Source organism: Streptomyces sp. NPDC004610 (assembly GCF_040609715.1).
Taxonomy (GTDB): Bacteria; Actinomycetota; Actinomycetes; order Streptomycetales; family Streptomycetaceae; genus Streptomyces.
In genome coordinates this window covers 1-24,779 of sequence record NZ_JBEXLA010000053.1, presented here as the reverse complement: position 1 = coordinate 24,779, position 24,779 = coordinate 1, and the positions used below count along the sequence as shown (strand labels likewise).

Genomic DNA, 24,779 nt, shown 5'->3' with positions numbered 1-24,779 from the left:
CCCCGGCCGGGATCCATTCCGGGTGGGTGAGTGGAGGTCCGGTGAAGATCACGCCCCCGCCCGCGTGTCCTCCTGGCGCCAACCCACCCCCTTCCACCCGCGCCACCAGCAAACCGGCGAACCGGGCATTTGGTGGACGCTGGTACCGGCTTGTAACTGAGTTGGGGCACACCGTGGTTGGAGTCGATGGGGTGGTTGTCTACAGTGGTAAAGACGTTGTTGGGTGCGGGTCGGTTTGCGATTGTGTGGTCGGTGGGAGGCCGATCGCGGTGAGCGGCCACGAAGGATGCAACGCACAACGGGGTAACGGGGAACGGGGTGGAACGTCGTGCTTCCGGCGGACATGGGTGGAAGCGGGGCCGCGGACCTGGAGGTCAGCGGTGAATTGCTCAAGAACTTCGTCTCACGGGTCGACGCCGTGCTCAGCGACCTCGAAGGGTCGGCCGGCGACCCGGCCAAGGTACGGGCGCAGACGATCAGACAGACGTCCCTGAGCCAAGGGGCCGGCGGCGTCTTCATCGAGGCCGAGGCCCTCTACAGCCAGTACAACATCGTCCACGAACAGCTGACCAGCCTCTCCCGGACGCTGCACCTCCAGATCGAGGCGATCGGGATCGCCGTCAAGGGCGCGTCGAACGGCTTCGACGCGCTGGAGGAGGAGCAGCGGCGGAGGTATTGGGAGATTCGTGCGCAGATCGGCATGCTCCAGGGCGAAGGAAGCACTGAGTTCCAAGGGCCCGAGAACGAGTCCGGAATGGGAGGTTGAGCATGTCCGACGACCAGCACGAGGCGGACCTGGAGCGCGTCTCCAACCAGAACTCCTTCGCGGATGTGGCGCGCGTCGTCGAGAACCCGCAGGGCAACGGGCTGTTCATCAGGATGTTCACCGACCCGCTACGTGCGGTCGTCGGCGCCACGGGCCAGGGACAGGCCGTCTTCGGAAGTACCGACTTCGACGAGAAGGACCTCGACCTCAACCAGATGGTGGCCCTGGTCGAGCAGACCGACCCGGAGGACCTGGAATCCTCCGGCAGGGCTCTGTGGGAGGCGCGCGACGCCATCAGAGCGGCGGCCGACGAACTCAACGGCCGCATCACCCATCTTGCCTGGAAGGGTCAGGCGGGCAGTGATTTCCGGGAGTACGGCGCCCTGCTCGTCGACGCCACCGTGGAGCTGAGCAACTTCGCGGGCAGCGCCGGCGACCAGATCACCGCCGCCGCGGTGGGCCTCGCGTCCGTACGCAGCGCCATGCCGCCGCGCGATCCGACCAACCGCAAGCGCCCGGAGGGCTTCACACCAGCCGAGCGCACGGCGGACGACAAGGAGTACGCGGCGGCCGTCAAGGTCGAGAAGGACCGCCAAGAGGCGATCAACCAGATGAACCGTCTGGCGTCCTACTACGCGGTCTCCAGCCAGCAGCTCCAAGTGCTCCAGGAGTCGCCGCCCACGTTTCCGAACATGCCCAATGTCGGCGTGCCCGAGCCCGAGCGGGTGCGGGGAGGGGCGGACGAATCAGGCTCTCCGGCGCGAACGCAGAAGGACGACCCGGCCCGGCCCTCACCTGACCGCGCTGACCCGCCCGGTCAGGTCGACCCCGTACGCCCCCGGCCCGACGGCGACAACAGGGTCACGACCCCCGGCGATCCGTCGCGCCCGGACGTCCCTCCAGCACGCCCCGACGTCAACACCGAACTCGACACCGTGGGCACGCTGCCCACCACGACCACACCGCCGACCGCCGCACCACCGGCGATCGGCACCCCGCCCGTGAACGGCCAGCCCAATCCCTTCCCGACCGGCGGCCCGCCCGTCCCCAACGCCTTCTACGGGAAGAACCAGGGCGGTACGAGCGGACAGCGCGCCCCGATCTCGGCACAGGGCCGTGCCCGGCCGATCGACCCGGCGACCGGACGCACCACTGGGCCCGGCGCCGGCAATGTGATGGGCCGCCCGACACCGGGCGGCGGCACGGGCGCGACGGGGCGTCCCAATCCGGCGGGCGGCACCAACGCCATGGGGCGCCCGACACCGACCGGCCCGGGAGGGCGGCCGTACCCCATGGGCGGGCAGGGAGTGACCGGCGGAACGCCGCGCCCCGGCGGCGCCCAGGGACAGCGCACCCCGGGCACCCCGGCCACCGGCGCGGGCCGGAACAACGGGGTGGTCGGAGGCCGCCCCGCCACTCCCGGCGGCACTCCGGCACGCGGCGGCTCGAAGATCCCCAGGGGCACGGTCGTCGGCGCCGGCGGCACACCCACATCCCGCCCCCCGGCGCGGCAGCAGCCCGGCCAGCGCGGAGTCATCGGCGCGCCCCAGCCCTCACCCCGGAACGGAACGCCCCGCCCCGGCGGGCGCGGCAACTCTCCGTCCGTCACTGGCAACCCGACAGGCCGCAACACCCCCGCCGGTGCCGAGCGCAACGGTATGACCCGCGGCGGGGCCGGACTCGTACGAGGACTGTTCCGCCGCAACCGGAGGCGGGACGACGACCGGGACCAGGACGAGACCCGGCGCCCCGATGACCCGACCGGCAACGAAGAGACCCAGCAGCCCGATGGGCCGCGGCGCGATCTGCCCCCGGCCGCCAACTGAGCATGAGCGAGGACTGACCACACCATGACGTCAGGGACGACCGGCCGACCGGCCGAGCGGGCGAACCTCCTCCGGACCCGCCGGGGCAGGCGCGTACGTGCCGTGGGCGCACTCGTCGGCGCACTGGCCGCCGTGAGCACGGCCAATGCGCCGGCCGCCATGGCCGACACCCAGGCCGACCAGTGGTACCTGGCCGAGATGCAGGCCGAGAAGATGTGGCAGGTCAGTACGGGTGAGGGGGTGAAGGTCGCGGTCATCGACAGCGGGGTGAACGCCGACACTCCCTCCCTGAAGGGCCAAGTGCTCGTCGACGATGTCCCCGAATCCGTCGCGTACAACGCCACCAAGGACTACTCCGGCCACGGAACGAGCATGGCGGAGCTGATCGCCGGTACGGGCGCGGGAGGCGGCGTGAAGGGTCTGGCTCCCGGAGCAGGGATCGTGCCCTACCGGGTGTCGCTGGAAGGGCTGGAGGAGGGCCCTGAACTCGACAAGACCCCTGAGCCCGCTGAGGCACTGCGCGCCGCGGCCGACACGGACGCGAAGATCATCAACATCTCGTTCGGCGGTATGGCGAGTGACGAGGATCAGGAGGCTGTCAGGTACGCGGCCTCAAAGGGGAAGCTGGTGATCGCCGCCGTCGGCAACGACGGCTTCACGGACCAGCCCGCCATGTACCCCTATGTGATCGGTATCGGCTCCGTCAACGCCTCTTTCGAGGTCTCGGACTTCTCGTCACACGGCTTCGCGGACCTGATGGCGCCTGGCGAGGGCATTCCCACGTGGTGTGACGAGACGTTCACCTCGTACTGCAAGACCGACGGCACCAGCCAAGCCACCGCCCTCGCCTCCGCCGCCGCGGCCCTGGTCTGGTCGGCACACCCGGACTGGACGGTCAATCAGGTCACCCGTGCCCTGCTCGACACGGCCAGCCGCGGCTGGCCCAAGGACGAGCCGAGCCGGAGCGCCGGCTACGGCTTCATCCGCCCTCGGGTGGTCCTGGCGGACCCCTCGTACGACGCCGGCGCGCCCGATGTCGACCCGCTTGAGAAGGTGAACAAGGGCGACCTCCTCTCCAAGTCCGCCCAGCAGTCCCCCTCCTCACCCGCCCCCTCGGGCGCGTCGCAGGCCCCGGACGACAACACCTCGGCCGACGGCCCCGAAGCGGCCGGATCCAGCACCGAAGCCACCGCCTCCGGCGACGACAGCAACACCCTGTGGATCACTCTCGGCGCCGCAGCCGCCGTCATCGTGGTCGGCGGGACCGCCTTCGCCGTCCTGCGCGCACGCCGGGCGGGCTGACGGCGTCGTCGCCGACCTCGCACACACCGAGCACAACAGACAAAGAAAGGGCAGGTCACCATGGCTACCGACCAGAAACTCGAAGATGCCGCAGTAGTCCAACTGCAGAAGCAGATGTTCGAGAAGTACGAGGGCATCCGCACGCGGGTGAGCCGTCTGCAGGGCGTCATCGACGCGCTGGAAGGTCAGTGGCAGGGCATCGGCCGTGCCGAGTTCGACCGCAAGCAGTACGAGATCAACGAGTCCCTCAAGGGCATCGGCGGAATCCTCGCCGAGGTCATGGAGGCCATGACCTCCGCCCGCAACATCAAGGACAGCAAGGAAGACGAGGTGCGCGCCTCGGTCAACCGGATCAACATCAACGAGGGTGCGCCCACGGTGCAGTCGTCCGCGTTCAACTCCATGTGAGCCCCGGCCCGCACGGCGCCCACGGCACGCACCGTACCCACCACTGAGACCAGGGGAGACACCATGCGCAACAACGAGGGGCTGTCCGTCACTTATGACGGTCTCGACATCGCCGCCACCAACATCGGCAACGAGGCCAAGCAGCTCGAACAGGACCTCCAGGAGCTCCGCTCGCTGGTCGAGCGCAGCCGCGAGTACTGGGCCGGCCAGGCCCAGGACCAGTTCGGCGAGAAGCTGCGCCGCTGGGACAAGGAGGCCAACGACATCCACACGGCCCTGATGGGCATCGGCCAGGTCGTCGCCCAGTCCGGCGGTACGTACATGGAGGGCGACCGCCGGGCGGCCAGCTACTTCATGTAGCACGCCTTTCGCGCGGCACGGCGAACAGCGAAGCGAACCGTGCCTCCGTGAAACCGGTGGTGGCAAGGTGACAAGCAGACCAGGGTGGGCGCGCGCGGGAGGCGCCCACCCTGCTGCTGTTCCAGTGGGGCGGCGGCCGGGACCAGGGCCGGGGCCGGGGCGAACCTCGCCCCCCGATCTCAGGAGGCGGGGGCCTCGATGATCCTTACCCGTCATCCCCGGTAGGCGGTCGGCGGCGGACATCAGCCATCCCAGCCCACAGGCGGATAGGCGCGCGACAGCCCGACGTCAGCCGGCCCAGCCCCCAACCTCCAGTCCCCCACCCCCCACAGCCGGCCGGCACCCGGCCGCCACCCGACCTCAGTGCCCTTCCTCCCCCAACCCCACCTGAACCAACGGCTTCCCCCGCTTACGCGACACAAAGACCCCCCGCCCCGGCGGCATCGCGCGCGGGCGGATGCCGCCCAGCAGGTCGCCCTCGCCGGGGTCGCCCGCCAGGACCACTCCCTGGGCGCCCAGTTCCTTCATCCGCTGGATGAACGGCTCGTAGCCCGCGCGGCCCGCGCCCGCCGTGGAGCGGGCGATGATGAAGCGGACGCCCACGTCACGGGCGAAGGGGAGCAGCTCGGTCAGGCCGGACAGCGGGTTGCCACTGGACGTGGCGACCAGGTCGTAGTCGTCGATGACGATGTAGACGTTCGGCCCCTGCCACCAGCTGCGGTCGCGCAGTTGCTCCGGGGTGACGTCCGCCGTCGGGGTGCGGCGCTGCATCAGGTCGGCCAGGGCGTCCATGTGGTGCTGCATCTGGTTCGACATGGGGATGTACTCGGCCAGATGCGTGGCCGGGGTGACGCCCAGCAGGGAGCGCCGGTTGTCGACCACGAACAGCTTGCAGTTGTCGCCGGGATAGCGCTCGGTGAGCCGCTTGACCAGCAGCTTCAGCAGGTTGGACTTGCCGGACTCGCTCTCCCCGTAGACCAGGAAGAACGGGTCGGTGTCGAAGTCGACGAAGACCGGCTCCAGATTGTCCTCGTCCAGCGCGAAGGCGACCCCCCGCTGCGGGAAGCGGTCGCCCGGCGGGAGCTGCGCGGCCGGGAACGCACGCGGCAGCAGCCGTACCTCGGGCGCGCCCGGCTGCTGCCAGTGCCGGGTGACCTCGGCGGCCAGCGCCTGGGTGGCCTCCGCGAGGTCCGTGTCGGAGGACAGGCCGTCGATGCGGGGGACGGCCGCCATGAAGTGCTGCTTCTGCGGGGTCTGGCCGCGGCCGGGGACCCCGGTCGGGACGTTCGCCGCGACCTTGCGGTCGAACTCGGAGTCCATGGGGTCGCCGAGCCGCAGCTCCAGCCGGTTCATGAGGTGGTCCTTCATGTTCGAACGGACCTCCATGGAGCGCGAGGCGGTGAGGATGACGTGAATGCCGTAGCCCAGCCCGCGCGCGGCGATGTCCAGGATGAACGGCTCCAGCGCCTCGTAGTCCGAACGGAAGTTCCCCCAGCCGTCGACGACCAGGAACACATCGCCCCACGGCTGGTCCGTCACCGCGATGTCGCCCCGCGCACGGCGGGTGCGGAACTCGGCGATGGAGGAGATCCCAGCGGTGCGGAAGTACTCCTCGCGCCGGGTCAGGATGCCGTACACCTCCGCCGCCGTCCGGCGGACCTTCTCCGGGTCCAGCCGGGAGGCCACCCCGCCCACGTGCGGGAGCCCGGCGACGGCCGAGAGACCGCCACCGCCGAAGTCCAGCGCGTAGAACTGCACCTCGTGCGGGGTGTGGGTGAGGGCGAAGGAGGCGATGAGCGAGCGCAGCAGCGTCGACTTGCCGGACTGCGGGCCGCCCAGGATCTGCATATGCCCGGCCGCCCCGCCGAAGTCCGTCCACAGCGGGTCCCGGCGCTGCTCGTACGGCTTGTCGACCAGGCCGACCGGGATGACCAGCCGCCCCGCGCCCTCGTACCCCGGCTGGGTCAGACCGCGGCCCGGCACCGCCGCCAGGCCCGGCAGCAGGGAGTCCAGGGAGGGCGGGCTGTCCAGCGGCGGGAGCCACACCTGGTGGGCCGCCGGGCCCTGCGCCTCCAGCCGCCGCACGATCACATCCAGCACGGTGTCCGCCAGCGCGTCGTCCTGGCGCTGCGGCTCCTCCTCGCCGCGCTGCGGCGGCACCGCCGCGTACCGCACGGGCACCTGCGCCGCCGTGAACAGCACCGGCCTGCGGTCCACCGGCAGCGGCCCGCCGTACGACGCGGCCTGCTGCGCGCTGGTGCGGTACACCCCGGAGACATACGCCGCCTTGAAGCGCAGCATCTCGTCCGTGCCGAACTTCAGGAACCCGGAACCGGGCACATTGGGCAGCTCATAGGCGTCCGGAACGCCGATCGCCGCGCGCGACTCGGCCGCCGAGAACGTCCGCAGACCGATCCGGTACGAGAGGTACGTCTCCAGGCCGCGCAGCCGGCCCTCCTCCAGGCGCTGCGAGGCCAGCAGCAGATGCACGCCCAGCGAGCGGCCGATCCGGCCGATCTGGACGAACATCTCGATGAAGTCCGGCTTGGCGGTGAGCAGTTCGCTGAACTCGTCGATCACCAGGACGAGGGACGGCAGCGGCTGGAGCGGGGCGCCCGCCGCGCGGGCCTTCTCGTAGTCGTGGATGTTGGCGTAGTTGCCCGCGTCGCGGAGCATCTCCTGACGGCGGTTCAGCTCCCCGCGGATGGAGTCGCCCATCCGGTCGACCAGGGTCAGATCGTCCGCCAGGTTGGTGATGACCGCCGCCACATGCGGCATCTGCGCCATGCCCGCGAAGGTCGCGCCGCCCTTGAAGTCGGCGAGGACGAAGTTCAGGGTCTCCGAGGAGTGCGTCACGGCCAGACCGAGGACCAGGGTGCGCAGCAGCTCCGACTTGCCGGAGCCGGTGGCGCCGACACACAGCCCGTGCGGGCCCATGCCCTCCTGCGCGGCCTCCTTGAGGTCCAGCATCACCGGACGGCCGTCCTCGCCGAGCCCGATCGGCACCCGCAGCCGCTCCGACTGCGAACGGGGCCGCCAGGTGCGCCGCGGGTCCACGGAGGCCGCGTCGCCCAGGTTCAGCAGATCGGTGAACTCCAGATTGGCCAGCAGCGGTTCGTCGTCGTCCCCGCCCGAGGCCATCCGCAGCGGCGCCAGCTGCCGCGCCAGCGCCTCGGCCCCCTCGTACGCCAGCACGTCCGGAGCGCCCTCGTAGACCATGCCGTGCGCCGACTCCAGCCGCAGCTCGCGCGGGTGGACGACGATCGAGAGGTCACCGCGCCCGCTGGTCAGCTCGCCCGGCACCACCTCCAGGACCGTGACCCCCTGGAGGCCCTCGGGGCTGGCCAGGAGCGAGGTCGGCGGCAGGGAGACCCCGTCGAGGACGACCACCACCTGCGGCTGCTCCGGCACCGGCGGGCCGTCCGGATGGAACCGCGGACGGCCCTGGAGCCGGGCCCCCAGCAACTCCTCCAGCTCCATCGGGTTGGTGGTGATCAGCCGCAGGCTGCCCGCGCCGTCGGCCGTCCCGCGCGCCTGCGCGTGGGGCAGCCATTTCGCCCACTCCCACTCGGCCGCCGCGTCCCGCCCGGTGGCGACCGCGATGACCAGGTCCTCGGGGGACTGGAGCGAGGCGAGGGAGGCGGTCACCGCGCGCGCGGCGCCCCGTACGGTGACCGGCTCCCCGCTGATCGTCACGTGGTAGAAGGCCCGCAGCGAGACCGCCATGGGCAGGCTCTCCACGGTGGCGTGGGTGGCCAGGAAGCGCTGCATCGCGCCCGTGGTGAGCGGCTCCAGCTGGTCCACCGGCGCGCTCTGCGGCGCCAGCAGGGGAGTGGCCAGCGACTGCGGGCCGAGACCGACCCTCACCTGGCCGAAATCCTCGTCACCGGTACGGCGTTCCCACACCCGGCTGCCCTCGGCGACCAGCGCCCACAGTTGCTCCGGCGAAGGGTGGAGGTAGTACTGCGCGTCCCGCTGGGCCTGCGCGGTGCGCTGCGCGTTGCGACGGGTCTGGGACAGATAAAGCAGGTAGTCGCGGCGGATGTCGGCCAGCTGGCCCTGGTTGCCCCGGCGGTAGCGGATCAGCATCGCGATGCCCATGGCGATCGTCGAGGCGATCATCACCATGCCCATGATCCTCATGAAGGGCTGGGCCTGCGGATTGAAGAAGAACACCACCGAGCCGCCCATGCCGAGCATGGGCAGCAACTGCATCAGCGCGCCCTCCTGCTGCCCCCGCGGCAGTTCGGGCGGCGGCTGGACCACCACCTCACTGGTGGGCACTTCCTTCGGCAGTGCCCGCGGTGGGCGCTTGACGACGATGTGGCTCACTTCGCACCAATTCCCTTGCCGACCCGACCCGTTCCACCCGCCGCCCCGTGTCCGGCGAGCGTCGATCGCGCAGCGCGATCCTACTGACCGCCACTGACAGTGGCGGGCGGTAGGGTGCCCGTGAGACCTGTGAACAGTTGCGAATCGGACCGGGTAAACCGGGCAATCCGCACCGTTCACCACGAGCGTTCCCGCCTGCTCCCGGCCACGGTGACGTACCGCACCGGCGCGGCGGGCAGGGCTCGGCGGCATGTACGCGACGGCTACGCGGGGATACGCAGGGGATACGCAACAGAGCGCAGAAGGTACGCACGACGTGCACAGGATCGCCACAGGCGGTCGCGCGCCCGGCAGCCAGCCCGGCGCCCCGGCCGCCGACGCGAACGCCCCGCACGACCCGAGCGCCCCGCACGAACGAAGTGGTCCGCACACCGGGAACGACGCAAGAACGAAGACAGCGACACACAAGAACGAAGACAGCGACACAAGCGACACAGGCAAAGCAAGCGACACAGGCAAAGCAAGCAACGCAAGCGATGCAAGCGACACAAGGGGGAACAGCAGGTGAGCATGACGGCCTCCGCGCCGGCCGGCCGGACCGGCGGAACGGGCAGCGCGACCCCTGCCGGGTCGGGCACCGGCTACGGCTTCTGCCGGGTCACCATCGTGGCCCCCGACAGCCGCATCGACGTGGCCCTGCCCGACGACGTACCGGTCGCCGATCTCTACCCGGAGATCCTGCGCCTGTCCCAGCAGCGCCCCACCGAGGGCGCCCCGGTCGGCTACCACCTGGTCCGGCGTGACGGCACGGTCCTGGACGGCTCCCGCTCCTTCGCCGCCCAGCGCATCCTGGACGGCGAACTGCTGACCCTGCGTCCGTTCGCCGAGTCCCTCCCGCCCGCCGTCCACGACGACGTCTCCGAGGCGGTCGCCTCCGCCGTCACCCAGGACCGCACCCTGTGGAGCGCGGACCTCACCCGCGCGGCCGGTCTGATCGCCGGCGGCGTACTGCCCGCCCTGCTCGCCTTCGTCGCCTGGCGCTCCCAGCTCCGCCACGACATGCACAGCCTCCAGGGCATCCTCGCCGCCGTCACCGGAGTCCTGCTGGTCACCATCGCGTGCGTCCGCGCGCGGGTCTACGACGACCGCGGTTCCGCCATCGCCCTGGGCCTCGGCGCGCTGCCCAACCTGGCCGTCGCCGGCTCCGGGCTGCTGCCGCTCGCCGACGGACAGGGCATCGGGCGGCTCCAGTTCCTGCTGGCCTGCGCGGCCGTCCTGGTCGCCGCCGTGGTCCTCACCCTGATCTCGCCGGGCGGCGACGGGCCCTTCGTGGCCTTCGTCCTCGCCTCGATGATCGGCCTGATCACCACCTTCATCGCGATGCTCACCGATCTGCGGCCCATCGAGACGGCCGCCGTCTGCGCTCCGCTCGCGGTCTGCGCGTTGGCCTTCCTGCCCGGCCTGTCCATGCGCTTCGCCCGGCTGCCCATCGGCTTCGCCCAGCCCAACCCCGCGCGCGGGTACAGCACCGACGAGCCCACCACCCCGGAGCCCGTCGACGCCGAGCGCATCGTCGCCCAGGCCCGCCGCGGCCATGAACTCCTCGTCGGACTGGTCGGCGGCTGCGCGCTGGTCACCGTCGGCGCCGCGATCGTGCTCAGCTTCTCCAGCGACCTCTGGGCCCAACTGCTCGCCCTGGCCACCGGCATCGCAATGCTGATGCGGGCCCATCTGTTCCGCTACACCGGCCAGGTGGCCGCGACGCTCACCGCCGGGCTCGCCTGCCTGGTCTTCCTCGGCCTCGGCCTCGCCCTGAACCCGCCGCAGGACTACATCCGCGACGCCCTCATCGGCGACACCACCGCGCTCGACATCCGTACGGTGTGGCTGGTGGCGGCGCTGGGCGCGGCGACGGCGCTGGTCACGGCGATCGGGCTGATCGCCCCCCGCCAGGGCGTCACCCCGTTCTGGGGCCGCTTCATGGAGATCGCCGAGGCTTTCGTCCTGCTGACCCTGGTACCGCTGGCCCTGGCCGTCTTCGAGGTGTACGCCTCGGCGCGGTCGATGACGGGGGATTGAGGGGCCGCGTCCGCACCGAGGCATGGGGGGCCGTACGGGGCGGGGGACGGCCCTGCGTCCACCGCAAGGGGCCCGTACGGGGGTTGACGGGCCTGCGCCCACGCCCACAGCCCGGGGACCGCACGGAGGCGGACGGGCCTGCGTCCACCGCATGGGGCCGTACGGCGGGACTGGTGACCTGTGCCCCCCCGTATCGGCGGTCCGGCCAACGGCCGCCCGGCAATCCCACCGACACCCGCCCCGGCATCGCCGCTCCACCCCCAAAGCAGCACGGCACCCCCACACCGGCGTACCGCGGCCCCCGGCCAGAGGCGCACCCCACCCCCGTACCCCGCCACCGGCCATCCGGCCGGAGGCCCACCCCACCCCCGCACCCCCCGTACCCCGCCACCGCCCCCCCCGGCCGGAGGCGCACCCCACCCCACCACCAAGAAAGGCACCCCGAGTGAGTTTCGGCCCGCCCCCCTCGATCTACACCGAGTCCCACCGGGCCGCCGAAGGCCGCCGCAGCCGGCGTCGCCTGCGGTGGTTCGGCGTGGCCGGAGCGCTCGCGCTGCTCGCCGGGGCCGGCATCGGCACCTGGCTCCTGGCATCCCCCGGCTCCTCCGGCGACACACCGGCCGACGACCGGCCCGCCGCCGTCGCCCAGCAGCCCGACGAGATCCGCGAGACCGTCGAGAAGCCCCCCGCCTCACCCGAGGGACGGCTCATGCTGTACCAGCAGGAGACCGGGCTGGAGGAGTTCAAGAACGGCGGCGATCGCTACGCGCCCGGCACCTGGGCCACCGGCGAGATCTTCGCCAAGGGCACCGCCGACAAGATCCTCGGCTACGACATCGCCCCGGACTCCGAGGACCCCGCCTGGACCCTGGACCTCGACGGCCACCTCTGCGCCACCAGCGAGCATGTCACCGCCGACGGCCGCACCGCCGTCGTCGTACAGCCCCCGAAGCCCGACGGCGCCGACACCGAGGGCGTCTGCGACCAGGTGGTCTTCTTCGACATAGACACCGGCAAAAAGCTATGGCAGTCCACCATGCCCTCGGCCGGTTCCGCCTTCGTCACCAACACCAACCTCACCCTCACCCGGGGCGTCGTCGCCATCGCCTGGGGCCAGGGCTCCGTCGCCTACGACATGAAGGACGGCCGCAAGCTCTGGGACGGCACCTCCGTCTCCAGCTGCGAGGACCGGGGCTTCGCCGGCGGACGCGCCCTGCTGGCGCTGCTCACCTGCGGCACCGGCGCCAACGCCACCTACCGCGTCCAGCGCCTCGACCCCCGCACCGGCGAGCCCGAATGGACCTACGAGGTCGCCCGCGGCGTCCAGGACGTCTACCTCCCGTCGTCCGAGCCACCCGTCCTCGCCGTCGCCGCGGGGGACACGTCCGTCACGGAACTGATCACCCTCGACGACGACGGCACCTATCTGGCCACCGTCCCGATGTCCGGCCGCCACGACCCCAAGTGCGGAGACCGCTACTTCTCCTCGCCCTTCTTCGGAGTGGTCGAGCACTGCGACGCCCTGGTCGTGGACGACGACCGGCTCTATGTCGCCACCAAGGAGGAGCCCACCCCGGCCCAGCCCGCCAACTGGATCGTCGCCTTCGACACCGCCACCGGAAAGACCACGGGGAAGTTCGAGGGCCGTCCCTACCAGCCGGTCTACCCGCTCCGCACCAGCGGCGACGAACTGCTGATCATCCGCGAGAGCCTCAGCGAGGTGGAACCGACCGCCGTCGTGGCCTGGAACCCCGAGACCGACAAGGAGACCCCCTACCTCCTGTTCGGGCTCCCTGAGGAGGAGATGGGCCAGCTGGCCGATCTGGAGTGGTCGGACATCGTCGTCGAACAGGGCCGTCTCTTCCTCTCCAGGCGCCAGATCGAGCCGGACGCCGAGGACCCCGAGGCCCCGGTACTGGCCTCGATAGCGATCGGCAGCTTCGGGCTGGAGCACTAGCGGGACGCGGCACCCTGGATCCCCCCCCGCGCTTCCGCACCCCCGCACAAACGCACCCCCGCACCCCCGCCGAAACGCCCCCCGTACCGCCGCACAAAAAAGGGGCGGCACCCGCAGGCGCCGCCCCTCCACAAGATCCCTAAGAACCCCTACTCCTGCCCCAGCCCCCCACCCCCACCGCCCGGCGCCGGAGTCACATCGAACTCCCCGTCCCGCGCCCCCAGCACGAACGCCCGCCACTCCGCCTCCGTGTACCGCAGCACGGTCCCGGGATCGAGCGAGGACCGCATGGCCACGGCGCCGTCCGGCAGATAGGCGATCTCGACACGCTCCTCGTGCTGCTCGGTGCCCGGCGCGCTGTGCCATTCCACGCCGGAGATGTCGAGCCCGTACAGCTCGTCCCGCTCCCGCTCCTTGCGTGCCCTGACGTCCTCGTGCACTTCCTCCGCCATCGCGAAGCGACCCCTTCCCGGCATGCGGATCTTCCCGCGGATCTTCGCCGCGGACATTCCGATCGGTCCATTCCGATCGGCTCACCCTAGTGGGCGTAAGGGACCCGACGACGATGTTCGGACACCGCGGTCAGGGGCGTCGCCGCCTGCTGGTACTCTGGGTGACGGCCGTTTGTGTACGCATCCCCGGATGCTCCGAGGATCCCGCTCAGGGATCGCGGTGCCCCGGCGGTCGCGCCCAGCGGATCCCGCCTTCCGAGTCGTGGAAGCTCCCCCGAGACAGAGACCGGGGGCACTCGGTGGCCACTCACTCATCACAAGGAGTACGCGTGTCGCTCGACGCCGCTACGAAGAAGCAGATCATGACCGAGTTCGGCACCAAGGAGGGCGACACCGGCTCCCCCGAGGTCCAGGTCGCCCTGCTGTCCCGGCGGATCTCGGACCTGACCGAGCACCTCAAGACCCACAAGCACGACCACCACTCGCGCCGGGGTCTGCTGATCCTGGTCGGTCAGCGCCGTCGCCTGCTCCAGTACCTGGCGAAGAAGGACATCCAGCGCTTCCGTGCGCTGGTCGACCGCCTCGGCATCCGCCGCGGTGCGGCGGGCGGCGCCAAGTAGGACGCCACGAAGGGGAGCGGTTCCCGTGACCAGGGAGCCGCTCCCTTTTGCCGTACGTACGCGGGCTTTACCGTCCGTACGGAAACGTGCGCGGTGTCACTGCCGCTTTGTAGTGTGGTGAGCAGAAGGTGTGTCGGCGCTCCCCGCAGGCACGAGCACGAGATACGAACAGAGCGTGATGTCCCGTACCCGAAGGGGTAGGGCGACAGCATGCGACGCACGACCTGAGCGAATCAGACGAATTAGACGAACCAGATGAACGAGGAGAAGCGCGCCCAGCCGCCGCCGGTCCTCGGTAGTGGCCCCCGGGGGGAAGCGAGCCCCGGGTGCTTCGATCGAAGACCGGCCCGCATCGGACGGTGTGCTTCTCCGAGGCCGTCCCCCGCGCCACACGGGCCCGGTGGGACGAAAGACGACAAGTATCGGAGAAAACGCTAGTGGAGAACGAGACCCACTACGCCGAGGCCGTCATTGACAATGGCGCCTTCGGCACCCGCACCATCCGCTTCGAGACGGGCCGCCTGGCCAAGCAGGCCGCCGGCTCCGCCGTGGCGTACCTGGACGACGACACCATGGTGCTGTCGGCCACCACCGCCTCCAAGAACCCCAAGGACCAGCTCGACTTCTTCCCCCTCACGGTGGACGTCGAGGAGCGGATGTACGCCGCCGGCAAGATCCCCGGCAGCTTCTTCCGCCGTGAGGGCCGTCCCTCCGAGGACGCCATCCTCACCTGCCGGCTGATCGACCGCCCGCTGCGCCCGTCCTTCCGCAAGGGCCTGCGCAACGAGATCCAGGTCGTCGCCACGATCATGGCCCTCAACCCCGACCACCTGTACGACGTCGTGGCGATCAACGCCGCCTCCGCGTCCACCCAGCTGGCCGGTCTGCCCTTCTCCGGCCCGATCGGCGGCGTCCGCGTCGCCCTGATCCGCGGCCAGTGGGTGGCCTTCCCCACCCACAGCGAGCTGGAGGACGCCGTCTTCGACATGGTCGTCGCGGGCCGTGTCCTGGACGACGGCGATGTCGCGATCATGATGGTCGAGGCCGAGGCCACCGAGAAGACCATCAAGCTGGTCGAGGGCGGCGCCGAGGCCCCCACCGAGGAGGTCGTCGCGGCCGGTCTGGACGCCGCGAAGCCCTTCATCAAGGTCCTGTGCAAGGCGCAGGCCGACCTCGCCGCCAAGGCCGCCAAGCCGACCGGCGAGTTCCCGATCTTCCTCGACTACCAGGACGACGTCCTGGAGGCCCTCACGGCCGCCGTCCGCCCCGAGCTGGCCCAGGCGCTCACCATCGCCGGCAAGCAGGAGCGCGAGGCCGAGCTGGACCGCGTCAAGACCCTCGCCGCCGAGAAGCTCCTGCCGGAGTTCGAGGGCCGCGAGAAGGAGATCTCCGCCGCCTACCGCTCCCTGACCAAGGCTCTCGTCCGCGAGCGCGTGATCAAGGAGAAGAAGCGCATCGACGGCCGCGGTGTCACCGACATCCGCACCCTGGCCGCCGAGGTCGAGGCCATCCCGCGGGTGCACGGCTCCGCGGTGTTCGAGCGCGGCGAGACCCAGATCCTGGGCGTCACCACGCTGAACATGCTCCGTATGGAGCAGCAGCTGGACACCCTCTCCCCGGTGACCCGCAAGCGCTACATGCACAACTACAACTTCCCGCCGTACTCCACCGGCGAGACCGGCCGCGTCGGCTCCCCCAAGCGCCGCGAGATCGGCCACGGCGCCCTCGCCGAGCGCGCCCTCGTCCCGGTCCTGCCGACCCGCGAGGAGTTCCCCTACGCGATCCGCCAGGTCTCCGAGGCGCTCAGCTCCAACGGCTCGACGTCCATGGGCTCGGTCTGCGCCTCCACCATGTCGCTGCTGAACGCCGGTGTGCCGCTGAAGGCCCCGGTCGCCGGTATCGCCATGGGCCTGATCTCCCAGGAGATCGACGGCGAGACGCACTACGTCACCCTCACCGACATCCTCGGTGCGGAGGACGCCTTCGGCGACATGGACTTCAAGGTCGCCGGCACCAAGGAGTTCGTCACCGCCCTCCAGCTCGACACCAAGCTCGACGGCATCCCGGCCTCCGTGCTCGCCGCCGCCCTCAAGCAGGCGCGCGACGCCCGGCTCCACATCCTCGACGTGATGATGGAGGCCATCGACCGGCCCGACGAGATGTCCCCCAACGCGCCGCGGATCATCACCGTGAAGATCCCGGTCGACAAGATCGGTGAGGTCATCGGCCCCAAGGGCAAGATGATCAACCAGATCCAGGAGGACACCGGCGCCGAGATCACCATCGAGGACGACGGCACGATCTACATCGGCGCCGCCGACGGCCCCTCCGCCGAGGCCGCCCGCTCCACGATCAACGGCATCGCCAACCCGACGATGCCCGAGGTCGGCGAGCGCTACCTGGGTACGGTCGTGAAGACCACCACCTTCGGTGCCTTCGTCTCTCTGCTCCCGGGCAAGGACGGCCTGCTGCACATCTCGCAGATCCGCAAGCTCGCCGGCGGCAAGCGCGTGGAGAACGTCGAGGACGTCCTCGGGGTGGGCCAGAAGGTCCAGGTCGAGATCGCCGAGATCGACTCCCGCGGCAAGCTCTCCCTGATCCCCGTGATCGAGGGCGCCGACGACGCCGAGGGCGACGACAAGAAGGACGCTGCCGACCAGTGACGTCCCTTGGCTCCCAGGCGACGGCCCGCCCCTCCTCGGAGGCGCGGGCCGTCGCCCGTACCCAAACCCTCATCAAGGGCACCGCAGGGATCGGTACGGTCCGCAAGACCACTCTTCCGGGTGGTCTGCGCATCGTCACCGAGACCCTCCCCTCCGTGCGCTCCGCCACCTTCGGCATCTGGGCGCACGTCGGCTCCCGCGACGAGACCCCCGCGCTCAACGGCGCCACCCACTACCTCGAACACCTGCTCTTCAAGGGCACCGGCCGCAGATCCGCCCTGGACATCTCCTCCGCCCTCGACGCCGTCGGCGGCGAGATGAACGCGTTCACGGCCAAGGAGTACACGTGCTACTACGCACGCGTGCTCGACACCGATCTGCCGCTCGCCATCGACGTCGTCTGCGACATGCTGACCGGCTCGCTGATCCTCGAAGAGGACGTCAACGTCGAGCGGGGCGCGATCCTCGAAGAGATCGCCATGACCGAGGACGACCCGGGCGACTGTGTGCACGACCTGTTCGCGCACACCATGTTCGGCGACAACCCCCTCGGCCGCCCCGTCCTCGGCACGGTCGACACGGTCAACGCCCTCACCGCCGACCGCATCCGCCGCTTCTACAAGAAGCACTACGACCCCACCCACCTGGTCGTCGCCTGCGCCGGCAACATCGACCACCACAAGGTCGTACGACAGGTCCGCGCGGCCTTCGAGAAGGCGGGCGCCTTCCGGAACGCCGAGGCGGCCCCCATCGCCCCGCGCGACGGAAGCCGCCGTATCCGCACCGCGGGCCGGGTCGAGCTGATCGGCCGCAAGACCGAGCAGGCCCATGTCGTCCTCGGTATGCCCGGCCTCGCCCGCACCGACGACCGCCGCTGGGCGCTCGGCGTGCTCAACACCGCCCTCGGCGGCGGAATGTCCTCCCGCCTCTTCCAGGAGGTCCGCGAGAAGCGCGGCCTGGCCTACAGCGTGTACTCGTACACCTCCGGCTTCGCCGACTGCGGTCTCTTCGGCGTCTACGCGGGCTGCCGCCCCTCCCAGGTGCACGACGTCCTGAAGATCTGCCGCGACGAACTCGACCAGATCGCCGAGCAGGGCCTCACCGACGAGGAGATCCACCGCGCGATCGGCCAGCTGCGCGGCTCCACCGTCCTCGGCCTGGAGGACACCGGCGCGCTGATGAACCGTATCGGCAAGAGCGAGCTGTGCTGGGGCGAGCAGATGTCCGTGGACGACATGCTGCTGCGGATAGCCTCGGTCACCCCCGACGACATCCGCGCGGTCGCCCGCGACATCCTGGGGCAGCGCCCGTCCCTGTCGGTCATCGGCCCGCTCAAGGACAAGCAGGCGTCCCGGCTGCACGACGCGGTGGCCTGACCCCGCGAGGCCACCGCCACCGAACTCCCGTATCCGGCAAGGAAACCCGGCAAGGAAACAGAGACGAAGATGAGCAAGCTGCGCGTGGCGGTCCTCGGTGCCAAGGGCCGCATCGGCTCCGAGGCGGTACGGGCGGTCGAGGCCGCCGACGACATGGAACTGGTCGCCGCCCTCGGCCGCGGCGACTCGCTGGAGACGCTCACCGACTCCGGCGCCCAGGTCGCCGTCGAACTGACCACCCCCGACTCGGTGATGGCCAGCCTCGACTACTGCGTCGGCCACGGCATCCACGCCGTGGTCGGTACGACGGGCTGGACCGACGAACGTCTCGCGCAGCTCACCGGATGGCTCGACCGCGCGCCCGCCACCGGCGTCCTGATCGCCCCGAACTTCTCCATCGGCGCCGTCCTGACCATGAAGTTCGCCCAGATCGCGGCCCCGTGGTTCGAGTCGGTGGAGGTCATCGAGCTGCACCACCCGAAGAAGGTCGACGCCCCCAGCGGCACCGCCACCCGCACCGCCCAGCTCATCGCGGCGGCCCGCGCCCAGGCCGGCTCGCCCCCGGCCCCGGACGCCACGGAGACCGCCCTGGACGGCGCCCGCGGCGCGACGGTCGACGGCGTCCCCGTCCACGCGATCCGGCTGCGCGGTCTCCTCGCCCACCAGGAGGTCCTGCTCGGCGGCGAGGGCGAGACCCTCACCATCCGGCACGACTCCCTCCACCACAGCAGCTTCATGCCGGGCATCCTGCTCGGCGCCCGCCGGGTGGTCACCACCCCGGGCCTCACCTACGGCCTGGAACACTTCCTGGACCTGAACTGAAGCCTACGGACCCTGATCCCTCATGCGCGCGAAACTTACCTACGCCCTCACCGCCGCCGTCCTGGTCTTCTACTTCGTCCTGGTCGGCAGCCGGGGCGTGCTGCTGATCAAGGCCGGGACACCGCTGACCGTCACCTTCGGGCTGGCGGTACTGATCCTGCCGGTCATCGGCGTCTGGTTCCTGTGGAAGAACACCCAGTTCGTCCACCGGGCCAACGCGCTGGCGGCCCAGCTCGACGCCGAGGGCGGCCTGCCGGCCGATGAACTGCGGCGCCTGCCCAGCGGCCGGGTCGACCGCGACTCGGCCGACGAGGTCTTCGCCCGCCGCAAGGCCGAGACGGAGGCCGCCCCCGACGACTGGCGCACCTGGTTCCGCCTCGCCGTCGCCTACCGCGACGCCCGCGACACACCGAGGGCCCGCAAGGCGATGCAGCGTGCGATCACCCTGCACCGGGACCCCGGCGAGGCGACCTGACCCCGGCGGGACTGCACCGGGGCCCCGGCGAGGCGACCTGACCCCGGCCGGAACGGCCACCCGGAACACCACAGAGCCCGGTCCGACCCTCCGGACCGGGCTCCTCCGCGCTCAGCTCACCCGCAGGCGCCGACGACTACCGGCGATACGTCCCGCCGCACCTCAGCCCCGCCGCCCGTACTCGTCCGCCCAGACCTCCACCGAATCCGCCGCCCGGTCGAACGCCTCGACCCGGGCCAGGAAATCCGCGTTGTGCGTGGTCAGCAGCGTGGGTGTGTCCCCGCCGCTCCGGTCGCGCCGGACCAGCACCAGGGCCTGGCCCTGCACCGTACGGGGCAGCCCCAGCCAGCGCACCGGCTGCTGCACCGTCCGTACCGCCCCGACCTTGTCCCAGGGGACCGTCCGGGTGAGGTGGAAGCGCACCTGGCGTAGCCCCTGGGCGCTCACCCAGACGCCGGAGCGCAGCAGCCGCAGCGCGACGGCGATCAGCGCCAGCGCGATCCCGAGGACCACCCCCGCCCCGGACACGGTGCCGGTGAGGGCGATGATGACCGCCGCGAACAGCACGAAGGAGGCGAGCAGCAGCCAGACGGCGGCGATACCGACCCGCCAGGGCCCGGGGCGGTAGGGGCGCCGCCAGCGGTCGCGGTCGTCGAACGGCAGCGCGGTGTCGTCCGTCGTGTCGAAGGCACGGTCGGCCGTCAGGAAGGGCAGGGGCACGGCTGGTCCTCACTCGTCCATGCATGGGCTGTGCCCGGTGAGGCTATCGACCCGTGTCGCGGCCCACCACCTTAGGGGGGCCAAGGGGGTACCGCCCACGCCATTCGGGGGTGGGGGAGGAACGGACGGGCCGCCGCTCAGCGCCCGCTCATCGGCCCTCTGTCGCCTGCGACTGCTGGAGTTGTGCGGTCGACTGATCCAGCTCCAGCGCCGGCATACCGAGGATCAGCGACCCGACCAGGGCGGCGACGATCGTGACCCCCAGCAGCGAGCGCCCGGCTATCTGCCCCGCCGTGGGGCGGGTACGGGGTGGGGGAGTGACATTGCTGCGGAACTTGTCGGCATCGGCGATGAAGGCGAAGGGTACGGGCTCGCGCCGGCGGAACATGGGTGGTGCTTCTCCTCTCGGGCTCGTCGCCCGACGGACGGCTCTCGGCTCGCCGTCCGCCCGGACTCGGGCGTTCGACCCACGCGGGTTCGAACGCCTCGCGCTCACCAGTACAGACGAGCGAACGCCCCAGAACGTGCCCGCATTCACCGAATTGACAGAAGTTCGCAGGAGTTCACAGCGATTCACAGGCATTCACAGACATTCACCGGAGTTCGCAGAGCTTGCCCCGGATGTCATGGCCGCGCACCGAAAGACCGGCTGTCAGTGCCGGGCCGTAGAGTGGGCGCCGCCCGAGTGAAGTGGATGGAAGGGAACCCTCCGACCGTGACCGACACCCCCACCGACGCGACCCCGGACGCCCCGGCCGCCCCGGATGCCTCGGCCGCCCCCGGCGTCCCGGCCGCCCCGGACGTCAAGCCGAGCTTCCGCGGCGATGTCACCGTCGAGCTGGTCAAGCACACCGCGTCCGACGCCGATGTGCTGTTCGCCGCGCGCGTGTCCACGGCGGGCGAGAAGTCCCTGGACGAGCTGGGCAAGGACCCGGAGCGCTCCAAGGGCCTGATCAACTACCTGATGCGGGACCGGCACGGCAGCCCCTTCGAGCACAACTCGATGACCTTCCTGATCAGCGCCCCGATCTTCGTCTTCCGCGAGTTCATGCGGCACCGCGTGGGCTGGTCGTACAACGAGGAGAGCGGTCGCTACCGCGAGCTCCAGCCGGTCTTCTACGTCCCCGACGAGTCCCGCAAGCTGGTCCAGCAGGGCCGTCCGGGCAAGTACCGGTTCGTGGAGGGCACGGTCGCCCAGCAGGAACTGGTCGGCCGCGTCATGGAGGACTCCTACCGTCACTCCTACGAGGCGTACCAGGAGATGCTGGCGGCCGGTGTCGCCCGCGAGGTGGCCCGCGCGGTCCTCCCGGTCGGCCTCTTCTCCTCGATGTACGCCACGTGCAACGCGCGCTCGCTGATGCATTTCCTCGGCCTGCGCACCCAGCACGAACTGGCCAAGGTGCCGTCCTTCCCGCAGCGCGAGATCGAGATGGTGGGCGAGCTGATGGAGGCCGAGTGGGCCCGGCTGATGCCGCTCACCCACACCGCCTTCAACGCCAACGGACGCGTCGCCCCGTAACCGCACGGCTGTACGGCCCATCGGGCACAGATGTGCGGGTCAGCCTCACGAGGTGTCCGGATTGCGGCATTTAGAGAAGTTCATCTAGCCTGATCAAACGGACCCGGCACTGCTTGAACCCCCGAGCAGGCAGTGCCGGGCTCCATCTTTGTCATGACCTATCCGACACCCCAAGGGCAGACCGTGCCGTGAGCAGCGAGTAGCGTGTAACCCATGGCTCCGACCTCGACTCCGCAGACCCCCTTCGGGCGGGTCCTCACCGCCATGGTCACGCCTTTCACGGCGGACGGCGCACTCGATCTCGACGGCGCTCAGCGGCTCGCCACCCACCTGGTGGACGCAGGCAACGACGGCCTGATCATCAACGGCACCACCGGCGAGTCCCCCACCACCAGCGACGCGGAGAAATCGGACCTGGTACGAGCCGTACTGGACGCGGTCGGGGACCGCGCGCACATCGTGGCCGGCGTCGGAACCAACGACACCCGCCACAGCATCGAGCTGGCCCGCACCGCCGAGCGCACCGGCGCCCACGGCCTGCTCATCGTCACCCCCTACTACAACAAGCCCCCCCAAGAGGGCCTCTACCAGCACTTCAAGGCCGTCGCCGACGCCACCGACCTGCCGGTCATGCTCTACGACATCCCCGGCCGCAGCGGCGTCCCCATCAGCACCGAGACCCTCGTCCGGCTCGCCGAGCACCCGCGGATCGTCGCCAACAAGGACGCCAAGGGGGACCTCGGCCGCGCCAGCTGGGCCATCGCCCAGTCCGGCCTGGCCTGGTACTCCGGCGACGACATGCTCAATCTGCCGCTGCTCTCCGTGGGCGCGGTCGGCTTCGTCTCCGTCGTCGGCCATGTCGTCACCCCCGAGCTGCGCGAGCTGGTCGACGCGTACACCAGCGGTGACGTACAGAAGGCCACCGAGATCCACCAGAAGCTGCTGCCGGTCTACACCGGCATGTTCCGCACCCAGGGCGTCATGACCACCAAGGCCGCGCTCGCCCTCCAGCACCTGCCCGGCGGACCGCTGCGCGCGCCCATGGTCGCCTGCTCACCCGAAGAGATCGAGCAGCTCAAGATCGATCTTGCCGCAGGCGGGGTACAGCTCTGACATCGGACTTCGCGAGGCACGACCGCCTCGCACCAGGCTCCACAACTGAATACGACGGATCAGCGGGCCACCGGTGCCCGCACCAGCACAGAACACCGACAACGACAATTGCGTCTTGCACGAACGTCACGCGCGCCACGTGCCACACCGGTACGTGGCGTGCGTGGTGAGGAGAGTCTTTTGAGTCATCCACACCCGGAACTCGGCCCGCCCCCGCCGCTCCCCCAAGGTGGCCTCCGGGTCACCCCCCTGGGCGGCCTCGGCGAGATCGGCCGCAACATGACGGTCTTCGAGTACGGCGGCCGTCTGCTGATCGTCGACTGCGGAGTGCTCTTCCCCGAGGAGGAGCAGCCCGGAATCGATCTGATCCTGCCGGACTTCTCGTCCATCCGTGACCGTCTCGACGACATCGAGGGCATCGTCCTCACCCATGGTCACGAGGACCACATCGGAGGCGTCCCCTACCTCCTGCGCGAGAAGCCGGACATCCCGCTGATCGGCTCCAAGCTCACCCTCGCCCTGATCGAGGCCAAGCTCCAGGAGCACCGCATCCGCCCCTACACCCTTGAGGTGGCCGAGGGGCACCGCGAGCGCATCGGCCCCTTCGACTGCGAGTTCGTCGCCGTCAACCACTCCATCCCGGACGCCCTGGCGGTCGCCATCCGCACCCCGGCCGGCATGGTGGTGCACACCGGCGACTTCAAGATGGACCAGCTCCCGCTGGACGGCCGGCTCACCGATCTCCACGCGTTCGCCCGGCTGAGCGAGGAAGGCATCGACCTTCTCCTCTCGGACTCGACCAACGCCGAGGTCCCCGGCTTCGTCCCGCCCGAGCGGGACATCTCCAACGTCCTGCGCCAGGTCTTCGCGACCGCCCGCAAGCGGATCATCGTGGCCAGCTTCGCCAGCCATGTCCACCGCATCCAGCAGATCCTGGACGCCGCCCACGAATACGGCCGCCGGGTCGCCTTCGTCGGCCGCTCCATGGTCCGCAACATGGGCATCGCCCGCGACCTCGGCTACCTCAAGGTCCCCCCGGGCCTGGTCGTGGACGTCCGAAGCCTGGACGACCTCCCGGACAACGAGATCGTCCTGGTCTGCACGGGTTCCCAGGGCGAGCCGATGGCGGCCCTGTCCCGCATGGCCAACCGCGACCACCAGATCCGGATCGTCGACGGCGACACGGTGATCCTTGCGTCGTCCCTGATCCCCGGCAACGAGAACGCGGTCTACCGCGTGATCAACGGCCTCACCCGCTGGGGCGCCAACGTCGTCCACAAGGGCAACGCCAAGGTCCATGTCTCGGGCCACGCCTCCGCGGGCGAGCTGCTGTACTTCTACAACATCTGCCGCCCGCGCAATCTGATGCCGGTCCACGGCGAATGGCGCCATCTGCGAGCCAACGCCGAACTGGGCGCCCTCACCGGAGTCCCGCACGACCGCATCGTCATCGCCGAGGACGGCGTCGCCGTCGACCTCATCGAGGGCAAGGCCAAAATCTCCGGCAAGGTCCAGGCGGGATACGTCTACGTCGACGGACTCTCCGTCGGCGATGTGGGCGAGCCGGCCCTCAAGGACCGCAAGATCCTCGGCGACGAGGGCATCATCTCGGTCTTCGTGGTCATCGACTCCTCCACCGGAAAGATCACGGCGGGCCCGCATGTCCAGGCCCGGGGCTCCGGTATCGAGGACTCGGCCTTCAATGTGGTCCTCCCGAAGATCAACGAAGTCCTGGAACGCTCGGCCCAGGACGGCGTCGTCGAACCGCATCAGCTCCAGCAGCTCATCCGCCGCACCCTGGGCAAGTGGGTCTCCGACACCTACCGCCGCCGGCCGATGATCCTGCCGGTGGTCGTGGAGGTCTGACGGACCGCCAGGATCCGGACAGCGCATCCCAGGAGCGGGGGGGGGGGGGGGGCCCCGGCGTGCGGCGCCCCCCCCAACGGCAAGGAGGGAGACGCCCCCCCCCCCCCCCCCAACACCAGCGGC

General features: G+C 70.5%; 19 protein-coding genes. 15 read left to right on the top strand and 4 right to left on the bottom strand.

Translation table 11 applies throughout. From position 1 onward, the window contains the following. The first annotated feature begins 328 nt into the window (after positions 1–328). The 5 genes from ABZX40_RS38180 to ABZX40_RS38160 all read left to right on the top strand — a co-directional run bounded on the left by ABZX40_RS38180 (position 329) and on the right by ABZX40_RS38160 (position 4,662). Positions 329–766: a hypothetical protein gene (locus ABZX40_RS38180; protein ID WP_355749733.1), complete on the top strand. Its 438-nt coding sequence runs from the start codon at positions 329–331 to the stop codon at positions 764–766. A gap of 2 nt (positions 767–768) precedes the next feature. Beyond that, positions 769–2,592 (top strand): hypothetical protein, encoded by a 1,824-nt coding sequence (locus tag ABZX40_RS38175; protein WP_355749735.1) that lies wholly within the window; start codon positions 769–771, stop codon positions 2,590–2,592. Between the two features lie 102 nt (positions 2,593–2,694). Next, entirely contained in the window at positions 2,695–3,894 is a 1,200-nt protein-coding gene (locus ABZX40_RS38170; protein WP_355749782.1) for a S8 family serine peptidase, read from the top strand. A 60-nt stretch (positions 3,895–3,954) separates the two neighbouring features. Beyond that, entirely contained in the window at positions 3,955–4,302 is a 348-nt protein-coding gene (locus tag ABZX40_RS38165; protein ID WP_355749738.1) for a WXG100 family type VII secretion target, read from the top strand. A 63-nt stretch (positions 4,303–4,365) separates the two neighbouring features. Further along, positions 4,366–4,662 (top strand): WXG100 family type VII secretion target, encoded by a 297-nt coding sequence (locus tag ABZX40_RS38160; protein WP_355749741.1) that lies wholly within the window; start codon positions 4,366–4,368, stop codon positions 4,660–4,662. A gap of 360 nt (positions 4,663–5,022) precedes the next feature. Here ABZX40_RS38160 and eccCa read toward each other — a convergent pair whose 3' ends face one another. Further along, a complete protein-coding gene (eccCa, locus tag ABZX40_RS38155; RefSeq protein ID WP_355749744.1) occupies positions 5,023–8,994 on the bottom strand; it encodes a type VII secretion protein EccCa in 3,972 nt (1,323 codons plus the stop codon). Positions 8,995–9,564: 570 nt separating this feature from the next. Here eccCa and eccD point away from each other — a divergent pair. After that, positions 9,565–11,073: a type VII secretion integral membrane protein EccD gene (gene eccD / locus ABZX40_RS38150; RefSeq protein ID WP_355749785.1), complete on the top strand. Its 1,509-nt coding sequence runs from the start codon at positions 9,565–9,567 to the stop codon at positions 11,071–11,073. A gap of 445 nt (positions 11,074–11,518) precedes the next feature. Beyond that, positions 11,519–13,030: a PQQ-binding-like beta-propeller repeat protein gene (locus ABZX40_RS38145; RefSeq protein ID WP_355749747.1), complete on the top strand. Its 1,512-nt coding sequence runs from the start codon at positions 11,519–11,521 to the stop codon at positions 13,028–13,030. A 149-nt stretch (positions 13,031–13,179) separates the two neighbouring features. On the opposite strand, the gene ABZX40_RS38140 is transcribed toward ABZX40_RS38145, so the two are convergent. Then, positions 13,180–13,482, bottom strand: a complete 303-nt coding sequence (locus ABZX40_RS38140) for a DUF397 domain-containing protein (protein ID WP_355749750.1) — start codon at positions 13,480–13,482, stop codon at positions 13,180–13,182. Between the two features lie 329 nt (positions 13,483–13,811). Here ABZX40_RS38140 and rpsO point away from each other — a divergent pair, with 329 nt between their 5' ends. The 5 genes from rpsO to ABZX40_RS38115 all read left to right on the top strand — a co-directional run bounded on the left by rpsO (position 13,812) and on the right by ABZX40_RS38115 (position 19,438). Beyond that, positions 13,812–14,102 carry a 30S ribosomal protein S15 gene (rpsO, locus tag ABZX40_RS38135; protein WP_355749753.1) on the top strand — a complete coding sequence of 97 codons (291 nt, stop codon included), beginning with the start codon at positions 13,812–13,814 and terminating at the stop codon, positions 14,100–14,102. Between the two features lie 437 nt (positions 14,103–14,539). Beyond that, on the top strand, positions 14,540–16,765 hold the full coding sequence (locus ABZX40_RS38130; protein ID WP_355749756.1) for a polyribonucleotide nucleotidyltransferase: 2,226 nt from the start codon (positions 14,540–14,542) through the stop codon (positions 16,763–16,765). Beyond that, positions 16,762–18,141: a pitrilysin family protein gene (locus ABZX40_RS38125; protein ID WP_355749759.1), complete on the top strand. Its 1,380-nt coding sequence runs from the start codon at positions 16,762–16,764 to the stop codon at positions 18,139–18,141. Before ABZX40_RS38130 ends, ABZX40_RS38125 begins: the two co-directional genes overlap by 4 nt. 69 nt (positions 18,142–18,210) lie before the next feature. Next, positions 18,211–18,963, top strand: coding sequence for a 4-hydroxy-tetrahydrodipicolinate reductase (gene dapB / locus ABZX40_RS38120; protein WP_355749762.1), 753 nt, complete (start codon positions 18,211–18,213; stop codon positions 18,961–18,963). Between the two features lie 22 nt (positions 18,964–18,985). Continuing rightward, positions 18,986–19,438, top strand: a complete 453-nt coding sequence (locus ABZX40_RS38115; protein ID WP_355749765.1) for a hypothetical protein — start codon at positions 18,986–18,988, stop codon at positions 19,436–19,438. 162 nt (positions 19,439–19,600) lie between these two features. On the opposite strand, the gene ABZX40_RS38110 is transcribed toward ABZX40_RS38115, so the two are convergent. Continuing rightward, positions 19,601–20,158 carry a hypothetical protein gene (locus tag ABZX40_RS38110; RefSeq protein ID WP_355749768.1) on the bottom strand — a complete coding sequence of 186 codons (558 nt, stop codon included), beginning with the start codon at positions 20,156–20,158 and terminating at the stop codon, positions 19,601–19,603. 148 nt (positions 20,159–20,306) lie between these two features. Continuing rightward, positions 20,307–20,546: a hypothetical protein gene (locus ABZX40_RS38105; protein ID WP_355749771.1), complete on the bottom strand. Its 240-nt coding sequence runs from the start codon at positions 20,544–20,546 to the stop codon at positions 20,307–20,309. 327 nt (positions 20,547–20,873) lie between these two features. Here ABZX40_RS38105 and thyX point away from each other — a divergent pair, with 327 nt between their 5' ends. The 3 genes from thyX to ABZX40_RS38090 all read left to right on the top strand — a co-directional run bounded on the left by thyX (position 20,874) and on the right by ABZX40_RS38090 (position 24,656). Then, the gene (gene thyX / locus ABZX40_RS38100; RefSeq protein WP_355749774.1) at positions 20,874–21,677 is read left to right on the top strand and encodes an FAD-dependent thymidylate synthase; all 804 of its coding nucleotides are present in this window, start codon (positions 20,874–20,876) and stop codon (positions 21,675–21,677) included. A gap of 213 nt (positions 21,678–21,890) precedes the next feature. Further along, positions 21,891–22,790, top strand: coding sequence for a 4-hydroxy-tetrahydrodipicolinate synthase (gene dapA / locus ABZX40_RS38095; RefSeq protein WP_355749777.1), 900 nt, complete (start codon positions 21,891–21,893; stop codon positions 22,788–22,790). Between the two features lie 180 nt (positions 22,791–22,970). Then, positions 22,971–24,656 carry a ribonuclease J gene (locus ABZX40_RS38090; protein ID WP_355749778.1) on the top strand — a complete coding sequence of 562 codons (1,686 nt, stop codon included), beginning with the start codon at positions 22,971–22,973 and terminating at the stop codon, positions 24,654–24,656. The last annotated feature ends 123 nt before the right edge of the window (positions 24,657–24,779 follow it).

What these genes read in the sequence shown, in the direction of transcription:
- ABZX40_RS38175 (WP_355749735.1), top strand. Translation starts at nt 769, where the DNA reads ATGTCCGACGACCAGCACGAGGCGGACCTGGAGCGCGTCTCCAACCAG.
- ABZX40_RS38165 (WP_355749738.1), top strand. Translation starts at nt 3,955, where the DNA reads ATGGCTACCGACCAGAAACTCGAAGATGCCGCAGTAGTCCAACTGCAG.
- ABZX40_RS38160 (WP_355749741.1), top strand. Translation starts at nt 4,366, where the DNA reads ATGCGCAACAACGAGGGGCTGTCCGTCACTTATGACGGTCTCGACATC.
- eccD (WP_355749785.1), top strand. Translation starts at nt 9,565, where the DNA reads ATGACGGCCTCCGCGCCGGCCGGCCGGACCGGCGGAACGGGCAGCGCG.
- ABZX40_RS38140 (WP_355749750.1), bottom strand. Translation starts at nt 13,482, where the DNA reads ATGGCGGAGGAAGTGCACGAGGACGTCAGGGCACGCAAGGAGCGGGAG.
- dapB (WP_355749762.1), top strand. Translation starts at nt 18,211, where the DNA reads ATGAGCAAGCTGCGCGTGGCGGTCCTCGGTGCCAAGGGCCGCATCGGC.
- ABZX40_RS38115 (WP_355749765.1), top strand. Translation starts at nt 18,986, where the DNA reads ATGCGCGCGAAACTTACCTACGCCCTCACCGCCGCCGTCCTGGTCTTC.
- ABZX40_RS38105 (WP_355749771.1), bottom strand. Translation starts at nt 20,546, where the DNA reads ATGTTCCGCCGGCGCGAGCCCGTACCCTTCGCCTTCATCGCCGATGCC.
- dapA (WP_355749777.1), top strand. Translation starts at nt 21,891, where the DNA reads ATGGCTCCGACCTCGACTCCGCAGACCCCCTTCGGGCGGGTCCTCACC.